Origin of the sequence: Clostridium sp. 1001275B_160808_H3, from assembly GCF_015550425.1 — a bacterium.
Lineage (GTDB): Bacteria > Bacillota > Clostridia > Clostridiales > Clostridiaceae > Clostridium.
The window spans coordinates 69,214-82,226 of record NZ_JADNAT010000004.1; the positions used below are offsets into that span (position 1 = coordinate 69,214).

Below are 13,013 nucleotides of genomic sequence, written 5' to 3' on the forward strand. Positions count from 1 at the left end.
CTTCCCTTTTATAAAGTAAAAAAATGGTGGTGAAAATAGATGGCAAATAAAGACTATTATGCATCCCTTGGGCTTGAAAAGGGAGCTTCAGATGAAGAAATAAAAAAGGCCTTTAGAAAGCTAGCTATAAAATATCATCCTGATAAAAACCAAGGAGACAAAGAAGCAGAGGATAAGTTTAAAGAAATAAATGAAGCTTATCAAGTGCTTTCAGATCCTGAGAAAAAAGCAAGATATGATCAGTTTGGAACGGCTGATTTTGATGGAAGTGGATTTGGATCAGGTGGATTTGGTGGCTTTGACTTCTCAGATATGGGAGGTTTTGGAGATATATTTGATAGCTTCTTTGGTGGTGGCGGCGGTGGCAGCAGAAGACGAAATGGACCACAAAGAGGTGCTGATTTAGAATATACAGTTAATTTAACGTTTGAAGAGGCAATATTTGGAGTAGAAAAGGAAATTTCTATAAATAGAAGTGAAACTTGTGATTCATGTAAAGGTAGTGGAGCTAAAGCTGGAACTTCAGCAAAGACTTGTCCAACATGTAATGGGCAAGGTCAAGTAAGAGTACAAAGACAAACACCTTTAGGAAGTTTTGTTAGTACTTCAACATGTAATACATGTGGTGGTAGTGGTAAAGTAATAGATGAACCATGTAATACATGTCATGGAAAAGGAAATGTTAGAAAGAATAGAAAAATAACTGTTAATATTCCAGCTGGAGTAGATACAGGAAATGTTATGCCGCTTAGAGGACAAGGAGATCATGGAACTAATGATGGCACTCCAGGAGATTTATATGTAAGAATAAATGTTGCTCCATCTAAGAAATTTACAAGAAAGGGAACTGATATATATATAGATACTCATATATCTATGGGAAAAGCAGCATTAGGAACTGAAATAACTGTTGCAACTGTGGATGGAGATGTAAAATATACAATCCCAGCAGGAACACAATCAGGTACTTTATTTAGATTAAAAGGAAAAGGTGTTCCAAGAGTAAATTCATCAGGTAGAGGAGATCAATACGTTAAGGTAATTGTTGATATCCCTAAGAACCTAAATGACAAGCAAAAAGATGCGTTAAAGGCATTTATGGAAGCATGTGGAGAAAATGTTGGTGATGTAACTCCTCATAAAAAAGGACTTAAAGATTTATTTAAATAAAAGGATTAGCGTGATGCTAATCTTTTTTTATAAAATCTATAATATATGCACACAATACTAAAAGTGATATACTTACATTATAAGTTTTCCCTATCATTACTATAGGAATATCTAATAAATGCAGATTATATTTAGTGATATAATTAACAATAGTATGAATTTAATAAAGAGGTGGTAAAAAATGAATAAACTAAAAGAAGTTCTATATGGAGAAATAGAAGAATTTAGAAAAGAAGGACACAAATTTTTAAATGGGGAATTAAATGTAATGCAATTTAAACATGCATCTGGAGGATTTGGTGTATATGCACATAGGGGTGGTAAGGAATTTATGATAAGGCTTAGAATTCCTTCAGGTATAACTAATGTTGATGAGATGTATAAAGTCTATGGCTTTGCGGAAAAGTATGGATTAGATAAAATACATTTTACAACACGACAAGCAATTCAATTACACGGACTAAGTATAGATGAAGTTTGCGATTTAATGAAGGAAGCTTTAGATAATGATATATATACTAGAGGTGCAGGTGGTAATTATCCAAGAAATGTTGCTATGTCACCATTATCAGGTGTTGATCCAGAAGAGGAATTTGATGTAACTCCTTATGCTATAGCTGTAGGAAATTATTTTTTAGAAAGAATATATACTTATAAGCTTCCTAGAAAACTAAAGGTTTCATTTTCAAGCAGTGAATATGATGCAGCACATTGTACAGTTCAAGATTTAGGTTTTGTTGCGGTAAATAAGGATGGAAAAAAATATTTTCAAATATATTTAGGTGGAGGATTAGGACAAAATCCTAGAAAAGCAGTTAAATATTATGATTTAGTTGAAGCAAAAGATGTACTTTATTATGTAGAAGCAATGGTAAGCTTATTTAAAGCTGAAGGAAATTATGAAAATAGAAATAAAGCGCGTGTTAGATATATTTTAGATAGAATGGGCGAAAAGGATTTCTTAGAATGTTATAAAAAGCATATCGAAGAAGTTATGGAAAAGGGTAATTTAGAAATACAAGTTGAAGATAAGGTTTATAATAAAGAAGGAATAGAAGTAGCAATTAATAATCCAAGAATTATCAAACAAAAACAAACAGGATTATATAGTGTTTATCTTCATCCAATTGGAGGACAATTACCTGTTAGTGATTTAAAAGCAATTTTAGATACTATAAAAAACTTTGAAGATGTAGAAATTAGATTAGCTATGACAGAAGGAGTTTATTTTAGAAACTTAAACGGCAATGAAGCAAAAGAGTTATTAGAATTAACTGAAAACATGGGTGCTAAAACTGATTTCGAACAAAGTGTATCTTGCATAGGGGTTCCAACATGTCAAATTGGTATATGCAATAGCCAAGGAACTTTAAACTCAATAATGGAATACTTTAAAGAAAAAGAATACAAATCAGATGTATTACCAAAAGTTTACATATCAGGATGCGGTAATTCTTGTGGAGTTCATCAAATTGGGGCTATAGGATTTACAGGAAAGAAAAAGAGAGTTGGAGAAAAGATAGAAGAGTGTTTTGCTATGTCTGCTGGTGGATCATTTGGTGTAGGAAAAACAAACTTAGGAAATCCTTATGGTGATATTCCAGCAAATAGGATTCCAGAACTTTTATATGAACTTTCTAAAGAAATAGAAGCTAGCAATTTAAAATTTGAAGAATATCTAGAAGAAAAAGAAGAAAGTTTTAAAGAAATAGTAAATAAATACGCAGTATAGATATTTAATTAACTACCTTCGCCTTATAGTAGAAAATAATTATGATAATAAATATTTACAAATAATTATTATCGAGTATAATTTAAATATATAATTATATGAGATTTTGGAAAAGATAAAATAGAAATCTTAAAGTAAGGAGAAGGGTAAAATGAAACAAGTAAAATTTCAAGGATCACCAATAACATTAGAAGGAAACACATTAAGTGTTGGAGATAAGCTACCGGATTTTTCAGTTACAACAAATGATTTAGGAGAATTTACTCTTAAAGATACAAATGGTGTTAGGGTATTTTTAACAGTACCTTCAATAGATACACCAGTTTGTGATATGGAAGTAAAAAGATTTAATAAAGAAGTAGATAGTTTAGATGGAGTAACATGTTATACTGTTTCAATGGATTTACCATTTGCTCAAGCTAGATGGTGTGGATCAGAAGGAGTAGAAAAAGTTAAGACTTTATCAGATTATAAGGATAGAAGCTTTGCTAAGGCTACTGGAACTTATGCTAAGGAATTAGGTTTATTAACAAGAGCATCATTTGTTGTAGATTCAAATGGTATTGTAACTTTTGTTGAATATCTTGATGAAATAACAAGTGAACCAAGTTATGATAAAGTTTTAGAAGCAGCTAAAGCAGCAAAATAATATATATTAAAAATTAAAAGTATTTGGGTTTACCAAATACTTTTAATTTTTATATTTTATTTAAAAGGAATTAATTACTTTAGTTTTAAATATAGACAGAAAGTTAACATAAGTGTAAAATAATAAATTAGTCAAAGTATGTTTGAAAGGACTGATTTAATAAATGCAAGGAACTTGGATAGAGGTTAGAGTTATAACTAAAAGTGAGGCGCTAGAACCTGTTTCTGGAATATTTTATGGATTAGATTGTAAAGGAGTTGCAATTGAAGATCCAAATGACATATTAGAAAGAGAACAAGGACCATTAACTTGGGATTTTGCAGATATCAATGTATTAGAACATAAAGGAAAAGTTGCAGTAGTTAAAGCTTATTTTTCAGAAGAAGATAATATAGATGAGATAATAAATTATGTAAATGAAAAAATGAGTGAAATTAAGGAACTTGGAATTGATACAGGAGTAGCTAAAGTAGAAAGTGAAAAAATGTTTGAAGAAGACTGGGCTAATACATGGAAAAAGTATTATAAGCCAACTAAGGTTGGAGAAAAGATAGTTGTAAAGCCTATATGGGAAGAATATGATGCCAAGGGGGAGGAACTAGTAATAGAGCTTGATCCTGGTATGGCATTTGGAACAGGTACACATGAAACAACAAGAATGTGTATGCAATCTTTAGAAAAGTATGTAAAGGAAGATAGTACTGTTTTTGATGTTGGATGTGGATCAGGAATTCTTGCTATAGCAGCAGCAAAACTTGGTGCTAAAATGGCTGTTGGAGTTGATTTAGATCCAGTTGCAGTTGAATCTGCTAAAGAAAATGTTGGATATAATAATTTAGATAATATACAAATACTATATGGTAATTTAGTAGAAGTAATTGATGGGAAAGCAGACATAGTTGTTGCTAATATAATTGCAGAAGTTATATGTATATTAACAGAAGATGTAAAAAGAGTTTTAAAGGATAATGGATACTTTATTACTTCTGGAATAATACATGATAGGGTAGATATGGTTACTAAAAAGCTTGAAGAAACTGGCTTTGAAGTAGTAGAGATAAATAAAGATGGGGAATGGAACTGTATAGTTGCCAAAGTAAAATAGTTTTAAGGAGAATGAACAATGCATAAATTTTTTACTCCTAAAGAAAATTTTATAGACAATAAAGCCAAAATCTTAGGTGATGATGTAAAACATTTATATAAAGTATTAAGGCTAAATGAAGGGGATAAAATAGTCTTAAATAATTGTGCTGGTGAAGAATTTTTAGCTACTATTTCATCTATAACAAAGCAAGAAGTACTTGTTGAAATAGAAGAAAAACTTCAAATAAACAATGAAAGTAGTGTAAAGATATATTTATTTCAAGGATTGCCAAAGGCGCAAAAGATGGATTTAATAGTACAAAAAGGTACAGAGCTTGGAATTACTGAGTTTATACCAACTTTAACAGAAAGAGTTGATATAAAGCTAAAAGGCGATTTTAAAAAGTTAGATAGACTAAATAGAATAGCTTTAGAAGCAGCTAAGCAAAGTAAAAGAAGTTTAATTCCAAATGTAGTGGAGCCAATAACTTTTAATGAAGCTTTAGATAAAATGAAGAATTTAGATTTAGTTATAGTTCCATATGAAAACGCAGAAAACTTTGGAATTAAAACTTTATTTAATAGCACTGATATTGATAAGACTAAAATAAAAACTGTTGGAATACTAGTTGGTCCTGAAGGTGGATTTGAAGAAGATGAAATAAATAAACTAAAAGAAAATGGTGCTTATATAGTAACTTTAGGAAGTAGAATCCTTAGAACAGAGACAGCAGGTTTTGTAGCTACTTCTTTAGTTCAATATGAGCTAGGAGATTTAGGAGGAAATTAATAATGAAAGTTGCATTTTCTACATTAGGATGTAGAGTTAACGTATATGAATCAGAAGCAATGGCTGAAAAGTTTATAAGAGAAGGCTATGAAGTTGTGGATGCTAGTGAAGCAGCTGATGTATATGTAATAAATACTTGTACTGTTACTAATATGGGTGATAAAAAATCAAGACAAATTATAAGTAGAGCAAGAAGATTGAATGAGAATGCTACAGTAGCAGTTGTAGGATGTTATTCACAAATTGCACCTAAAGAAGTTTCAGAAATACCAGGAGTAGATGTAGTTCTTGGAACAAGAAATAAAGGCGATGTTGTTTACTATGTAAATAAGGCTAGAGATGAAGGAAAGTCACAAGTTCATGTTGAAGGTGTGCTTAAAAATAGAAAGTTTGAAGAATTAAATATAGAAGAATATCAAGATAAAACAAGAGCATTCTTAAAAATACAAGATGGATGTAATAGATTTTGTACATATTGTATCATTCCATATTCAAGAGGATCAGTATGTTCAAAAGATCCTAAGAAAGTATTAGAAGAAGTTAATAAATTAGCGGAGCATGGATTTAAAGAAATAATATTATCTGGAATACATACAGCTTCTTATGGATTAGATTTAGAAGGAAGTGTAAACTTAATAGACATAATAGAAGAGATAGAAAAAGTAGAAGGAATAGAAAGAATAAGAATAGGATCAATTGAGCCTGCATTCTTTACTCCTGAAGTTATAGAAAAGATAAAGAAGTTTAAGAAGTTATGCCCACATTTCCATTTATCACTACAAAGTGGATGTGATGCTACACTTAAGAGAATGAATAGAAGATATACAGCACAAGAATATGCTGATTCAGTAAATTTATTAAGAGAAACTATGCCTGATGTATCTATAACAACAGATGTAATAGTTGGGTTCCCAGGAGAAACAGAAGAGGAATTTAATGAAACATATGAATTCTTAAAAAATATTAAGCTTACTAAAACTCACGTATTTAAATATAGCCCAAGAAAAGGGACTAAAGCTGCAGATATGCAAGATCAAGTTGATGGAAGTATAAAGGAAAAAAGAAGTAAGTTATTAATAGAATTAAGCAATAAAAATGAAAAAGAATTCATAGAAAAATTCATAGGAAAAGAAATGGATGCACTTATAGAAACAGAAGTAAAAGGTAAAGATGGTATCTATGAAGGATATACAAGAAACTATATAAAGGTTCAAGTACCATGTACATGTGCAGATGTTACTGGTAAAATAGTTGATATAGAAATTATAGAAGTAGAAAATGAAATAGGAATAGCAAAACTGTTATAGAATTGATAGGTTACAATGCATAATGGATAATTAAGGTGATAATTTAACTTTGTTAAATTATTGGAATAATTATTATATTTTATATAAAAATAAGTTTATAATCAAATTATATCGAAATTATTAATTATCAATTGTCAATTAATCATTATCAATTAAAGAAAGGGGTGAATTTATGGATTGCATTTTTTGCAAAATTATAAATGGGGAAATACCAAGTAAAAAGATTTATGAGGATGAAAAGGTCATAGCTTTTCATGATATAAGTCCTGAAGCTCCTATGCATTTTTTAGTTATACCTAAGAAGCATATACAAAGTGTAAATGAATTAAATGAAGAAAATTCAAATATTATTTCACACATTTTCTTAGTTATTAATAAACTAGTAAAGGAGCTAAATATAGCTGAATCAGGATATAGAATTGTTAATAACTGTGGAAAAGATGGTGGTCAGACAGTTGACCATATTCATTTTCATGTGCTAGGACAAAGAGAATTAAAATGGCCACCAGGCTAAAGAGTTTTTTATCTCAGAGGTTGACTTTAAGATGTGCCTATTGTATAATATAGCGTGTGTTATTAAGCCCGTAGCTGAGTTAAATTAATTAATTTGAGCTAGCGGAGGGAGGGATAATAGATGTCAGAAATAAAAGTTGGAGAAAACGAAACACTTGAAAGTGCATTAAGAAGATTCAAGAGAAAATGCGCTAGAGCTGGAGTTCTTTCAGAAGTTAGAAAGAGAGAACACTATGAAAAGCCAAGCGTGAAGAGAAAGAAAAAATCAGAAGCTGCTAGAAAGAGAAAATTCAAGTAGGAACTATTTTGGTTTGAAATTTTAATAGAACTTAATTAGAAGCTATTATTGGAGGCTACAATTTATCCAATAACTCTGAATGTATTATTTATAATACATTAAGGTTGAGGACTATAGTTATATATTTTAGCAAAAATAAGTGTAAGAATTATTATACTTGAATTAAAGGGAATAAACAGGATTTAATTAATTGGATATTCTAAAGAAGTAGATCTTGTTATAGTACCTTCCTCAGCAGTTATAAAAGAAAAAATAAAATTATTAAAGGAACGGCTACACCATAGGTGTTAATAACATTTAAGATATAGCTAGGTTTTAATTAGCTTAGTTATGACAAATTAAAGTCAATTTATAATAAGAATATTAACTAATAAATAAAGCAAAAGGAACTTATTTAGTTCCTTTTGCTTTTTTTTTATTCAGAAATATATTTTATAAGGCATTGAAATTCTGACTTTATAAACTCAAATAAATTATAAGTAATTTTCTGTATATCTTTATCATAAAGTACTATTAGGAAAGATATAAGGAGAGAAGATTATGCAAAGAAAAATGGAGAAGAGCAGAGAAATAATAGCAGAAACTTTTGACTTACCTAAAGATATAGTTTTAAATGTTCCTAAAATAACTATTATAGGAAATGATGAAATAACAATAGAAAATCATAAAGGAATAATACTATTTGAGAGAAATATTATAAAAGTAAATACAAAAGTAAAGACAATTAATATTGAAGGTGAGAATTTTGAAATACTTTATATTGGAGACTCTACAATAACAATTAGCGGAAAATTTAAATCTATATCATACGAGGTGTAATATGGCAACAGGAGTTTTTGATAGTGGAAAAGTAGTAGTTGAAGTTAACATATTAAAACCAGAAAGACTTTTAAACATATTGTGGAGCGAAAATATAAATGTTATAAATGTTAAGAGGATAGATATAGCAACGATTAGAGTAACAATTGATTATAATGATTATAGTGTTTTAATGGATGCTGTAAAAAGATTGAATGGAAAAAGTAGAGTTGTAGGAAGTACTGGTATCTTATTTTTTATAGGAAAATTAAAGAGTAAATTGTTTTTAGCCATAGGAGGAGGAATATTTATAGTAATGTTATTATATCTTTCTACTTATGTATGGAGTATAGAAATAACTACTAAAAAGAATGTATCACCTTATGAGTTAAGACAACAATTATATGAAATAGGAATAAAGCCAGGAATAAGCAAAGATAAAATAGATGTTAAAGATGTAGAGAAGAAACTAGAGGACGTGAATTCAGATATTTTATGGTTAAGAGCCAGAATAGAAGGTTCAACACTTAAGATATTTATAGAAGAGAAGGTAAATCCGCCAGAAGTTAAAGAAGCAAAACAAGGGAATTTAGTTGCAAAGATGGATGGGGAAGTAAGTAGGGTTTACGCTTTTTCTGGTAGATCAGCAGTTCATGTTGGAGATATGGTTAAAGCTGGGGATGTCGTTATAGAAGGAATTAACGGTAAAGAGGAAGATCCATATGAAGTTGTACCAGAAGGTGTAGTGATGGCAAATACTTTTTATGAAAAGAGTATGACTACTAAAGTAGAGGGAACAGAACTAAAAAGAAGTGGTGAGAAAGATAGTGATATATATATAGAAATATTAGGAAAAAAAATTTATCTGAAAAAAGCTATAAAAGATTTTGAAGAGTATGATAAAATAGAAGAGAGTGGAAAAATTATAAAGAAGGACAATTATTTTGAAAAGAAAGAGTTTCCGGTTACATACACAAAAGAAGAGGCAATTGATAATGCAGTAAAGCAATTAGAGGAATCTCTTTATAATAATTTAACTAGAGAGGCTAAAGTGGTCGATAGAATAATAAGCACAAAGGACAGTTCTGATGGGAATATAATAGTAAATGTAGTATTTGTTGTAGAACAAAATATAGTAAATAATGAGCCAGTAGATTATTAAAAACAAAAGGGATTAGAGGGTGATGGACTTGTTTTGGAATAAAGAAAAGAGAAAAGATGATATAAAATACAAAAGAGGATTTACTTATCTAACTGTATTCTTAGCAATATACTTACTTTTATTAACAGTGATTGCACCTAAAAGGCATAATCTTTCAGTAGGAGATATAGCAACTGTAGATATAAAAGCACCTATTGATACTGTTGATGAAATTGCAACTAAGCAAAAAGAAGAAGAGGCTATGGCCAAAGCGAGAGAAGATAAGCAGTATATAGTTAAAAGTGAGGTAAAGACTCAAGCAATTGAAAATGTTAATAAACTATTCAATAAGATTGTATCTGAAAATTCTTCTAACAAGGAAGAAAAGGATAAGATAGCTGAAATAAAAAAAATCGAAGAATTTAGTTTAACTGATGATGAGTATAAAATATTAGTTGAATTAAAGGAAAAAGCATCTGAAATACAACATTTAGTAGTAGATGTACTAGAGACAGTTTATAAGGAAGAAATAGAAGAAAATAAATATGAAGATTTATTAGAAGCAAAATCAATAGCAGATAACCAATTATTTAATAGTAATATAGACAGAGAATTAGAAGATGTTTTGAAGAATATATGCCATACGCAAATAAAACCAAATAAGTTTGTTGATAATGATAAAATGGAGGAAGCTGTTAAAGAAGCTCAAAAGAGCGTTCCAAAAGAAATAATAAAGAAAAATCAAATAATAGTAAAAGAAGGTGAACCTGTAACTGAAAGACAAATAGAAGTTTTAAAAGAATTAGGTCTTTTAAATAATGGTACAACAAAAAGTTATTTATTTTCATTTATTTCTTTAGGAATATTAGTTGCTTTAGTATTAGCTATTCAGTATAGATATATCTTTAAGGAAAAGCCTGAAGTATTTAAAAATACTAAAATGATAATACTTATAAGTAGTATAAATCTTATAATAATTTTGATTTCAATTGGATTAAATGTAATTTCTCCATATTTAATACCATTAGTTTGTAGTGCTATGCTTATGACAATATTAATTGATTATAAGATATCTTTAGTTATAAACTTATTAAACATAATATTTATAGCTATAATAGTTGGATTTAATCCATCGGTAGTTGTTTTATCTATATTAAGTGTTGTTCTTGGATCAACTGGTCTTAAAAAAGTTCAACAAAGAAATGATATTATATATTCGACTGTTTATATAACTGGTATATTAGCCTTATTCTCATTTACTTTAGGGATGATTTCATCCAATAATATAAAAGAGATATTGATTCAAACTGGATATACAGCAATAGGAATTTTGCTTTCAGGAATTCTAGCAGTTGGATTATTACCTTTCTTTGAGTCAATATTTGATGTAGTTACTAATATAAAGTTATTAGAATTATCAAATCCAAATCAGCCATTAATGAAAAAACTATTAATGGAGGCACCAGGCACATATCACCATAGTATGATGGTTGCTAATTTAGCAGAAGCTGCTGCGGAGGCTGTTGGAGGAAACCCAGTTGTTGCTAGAGTAGGTGCTTATTATCATGATATTGGAAAAACGAAAAGACCATACTTTTTTGGGGAAAATCAAATGGGAAAAGAAAATCCACATAATAAGATAACACCTAATTTAAGTACATTAATTATCTTATCTCATACAAAAGATGGTTTAGAAATGGCTAGGGAGCATAAAATTCCTAAGGTAATTCAGGATATGATAGAACAGCATCATGGAACTACGTTAGTTAAATACTTTTATTATAAACTTAAGAATTCATCAGATAAGCCCGATGAGATCAAGGAAGAGGATTTTAGATATCCAGGTCCGATTCCATCTTTTAAAGAATCAGGGATTTTGATGCTTTCAGATAGTGTAGAAGCTGCTGTAAGGTCCATTAATGAGCCTACAAAGGGTAAAATAGAAGAGATGGTAAATAATATAATAAATGATAAACTTAACTCTAGACAGCTTGTGAATTGTGATTTAACATTAAAAGATATAGAGATAATAAGAAAGACTTTTCTTAAGACATTAGATGGAATATATCATCATAGAATTGAATATCCAACTGAAAAGAAAGTTAAATAACTAAGTAATTAAATTTTATAAGGGATTTGATAGGGGAGGGTATCATACCTTTCCCTTTAATTTTAGAAAATAATAAAGGAGATAAAAATGTTATATACTGAAAATAGACAAGATAAATTAGAGGTTACAGAAGATTTTATAGAAAGATTAAGTGATGTATGTGATTTTGCATTAAAAGAAGAAGGGGTAGAATGTCAATATCAAATTTCTTTATTGTTTGTTGATAATGAAGAAATAAGAGAAATTAATAATGAAACAAGAAATATTGATAGAGCAACAGATGTACTATCTTTTCCTATGTTAGATTTTGAAGATAAGAAAGTTTTTAATGAAATGTATTTAAACTATGATTTTGATGAGACTTTCAAAGATGGAGATGAATTAATTTTAGGAGATATGGTTTTATCTTTGGAAAGAGCTTTAGAACAAAGTGAGGAATATGGTCATTCATATGAAAGAGAAGTTGGCTATTTAGTAGTACATTCAATTCTTCACTTATTAGGTTATGATCATATGGAAGAGGATGATAAAAAAAGAATGAGAAAAAGAGAGGAAGAAATATTAAATAAATTGCAAATTAGAAGATAATACTATAAGTGGGGGTAGCTTATGAAAATAAAGAAGATGGTGGAGAGCTTTAACTATGCGATAAATGGGATTATAGAAACTGTGAGAACACAAAGGAATATGAAAATTCATATATTTGCAGCATTATGCGTACTTTTATCATGTTTTTTATTCGATGTATCGAAGATAGAATTTCTTATTTTAGCAATCACAATCACATTAGTACTCGGAGCTGAAATAATTAATACAGCAATAGAAGCAACTATAGATATGTCTACAAATCATTATCATCCTTTAGCAAAGATAGCAAAAAATGCATCAGCAGGAGCAGTATTAGTCACGGCTATAAATGCTTTGCTTGTAGGATATATAATATTTTGGGATAAGATATCTGATTTGTCTTATGATGTAATACACAAAGTAAAGCAATCAGAACCTTATATGATATTTATAGCATTAGTATTCGTAATTTTAGCTACTTTAATAATAAAATCTATTTTTGGAGAAGGAACGCCGTTAAGAGGTGGAATGCCTAGTGGACATAGTGCTCTTTCATTTTCAATAGCAACAGCAATTTCGTTGATAACAGAAGAACCTATATGTATAGTATTAAGTTATTTAATGGCATTAATAACAGCGCAAAGTAGAGTAGATTCTAACATTCACTCTATCTGGGAGGTTATTGTTGGTGCTCTATTTGGAACTTTATTAACATTATTGATATTTGTTATATTTAAGATATAATATAGTATCTCGGTACTTATATAAATCTTATTAACAATGCTTTAATTTTGTAAAAGTAATGATATAATAAAAGATACAATAATTTTGAAAATACAAAGAGCAAATAAT

At 29.2% G+C, this 13,013-nt stretch carries 13 protein-coding genes; all 13 read left to right on the forward strand.

The features are described 5' to 3' along the window. Positions 1 to 39 precede the first annotated feature (39 nt). The 13 genes from dnaJ (at position 40) to I2A75_RS04455 (ending at position 12,905) form a co-directional block, all read left to right on the forward strand. A complete protein-coding gene (dnaJ, locus tag I2A75_RS04395) occupies positions 40 to 1,170 on the forward strand; it encodes a molecular chaperone DnaJ (RefSeq protein WP_195263261.1) in 1,131 nt (376 codons plus the stop codon). A gap of 181 nt (positions 1,171 to 1,351) precedes the next feature. After that, on the forward strand, positions 1,352 to 2,902 hold the full coding sequence (locus I2A75_RS04400; protein ID WP_195263262.1) for a nitrite/sulfite reductase: 1,551 nt from the start codon (positions 1,352 to 1,354) through the stop codon (positions 2,900 to 2,902). 151 nt (positions 2,903 to 3,053) lie between these two features. Then, positions 3,054 to 3,551 (forward strand): thiol peroxidase, encoded by a 498-nt coding sequence (gene tpx / locus I2A75_RS04405; protein ID WP_195263263.1) that lies wholly within the window; start codon positions 3,054 to 3,056, stop codon positions 3,549 to 3,551. 163 nt (positions 3,552 to 3,714) lie between these two features. Further along, the gene (gene prmA, locus I2A75_RS04410) at positions 3,715 to 4,656 is read left to right on the forward strand and encodes a 50S ribosomal protein L11 methyltransferase (protein WP_195263264.1); all 942 of its coding nucleotides are present in this window, start codon (positions 3,715 to 3,717) and stop codon (positions 4,654 to 4,656) included. Between the two features lie 18 nt (positions 4,657 to 4,674). Next, positions 4,675 to 5,427 carry a 16S rRNA (uracil(1498)-N(3))-methyltransferase gene (locus I2A75_RS04415; RefSeq protein WP_195263265.1) on the forward strand — a complete coding sequence of 251 codons (753 nt, stop codon included), beginning with the start codon at positions 4,675 to 4,677 and terminating at the stop codon, positions 5,425 to 5,427. A 2-nt stretch (positions 5,428 to 5,429) separates the two neighbouring features. Continuing rightward, entirely contained in the window at positions 5,430 to 6,734 is a 1,305-nt protein-coding gene (mtaB, locus tag I2A75_RS04420) for a tRNA (N(6)-L-threonylcarbamoyladenosine(37)-C(2))-methylthiotransferase MtaB (protein WP_195263266.1), read from the forward strand. A gap of 172 nt (positions 6,735 to 6,906) precedes the next feature. Next, positions 6,907 to 7,248, forward strand: coding sequence for a histidine triad nucleotide-binding protein (locus I2A75_RS04425; protein ID WP_195263267.1), 342 nt, complete (start codon positions 6,907 to 6,909; stop codon positions 7,246 to 7,248). Between the two features lie 120 nt (positions 7,249 to 7,368). Continuing rightward, a complete protein-coding gene (gene rpsU, locus I2A75_RS04430) occupies positions 7,369 to 7,545 on the forward strand; it encodes a 30S ribosomal protein S21 (RefSeq protein WP_003441547.1) in 177 nt (58 codons plus the stop codon). Between the two features lie 540 nt (positions 7,546 to 8,085). After that, a complete protein-coding gene (gene yqfC, locus I2A75_RS04435; RefSeq protein ID WP_195263268.1) occupies positions 8,086 to 8,364 on the forward strand; it encodes a sporulation protein YqfC in 279 nt (92 codons plus the stop codon). A gap of 1 nt (position 8,365) precedes the next feature. Beyond that, the gene (yqfD, locus tag I2A75_RS04440) at positions 8,366 to 9,505 is read left to right on the forward strand and encodes a sporulation protein YqfD (protein ID WP_195263269.1); all 1,140 of its coding nucleotides are present in this window, start codon (positions 8,366 to 8,368) and stop codon (positions 9,503 to 9,505) included. Between the two features lie 22 nt (positions 9,506 to 9,527). Next, on the forward strand, positions 9,528 to 11,594 hold the full coding sequence (locus tag I2A75_RS04445; RefSeq protein WP_195263383.1) for an HDIG domain-containing metalloprotein: 2,067 nt from the start codon (positions 9,528 to 9,530) through the stop codon (positions 11,592 to 11,594). Positions 11,595 to 11,681: 87 nt separating this feature from the next. Next, positions 11,682 to 12,182 carry an rRNA maturation RNase YbeY gene (ybeY, locus tag I2A75_RS04450; RefSeq protein WP_195263270.1) on the forward strand — a complete coding sequence of 167 codons (501 nt, stop codon included), beginning with the start codon at positions 11,682 to 11,684 and terminating at the stop codon, positions 12,180 to 12,182. A 21-nt stretch (positions 12,183 to 12,203) separates the two neighbouring features. Beyond that, positions 12,204 to 12,905, forward strand: coding sequence for a diacylglycerol kinase (locus I2A75_RS04455; RefSeq protein WP_195263271.1), 702 nt, complete (start codon positions 12,204 to 12,206; stop codon positions 12,903 to 12,905). Positions 12,906 to 13,013 lie beyond the last annotated feature (108 nt).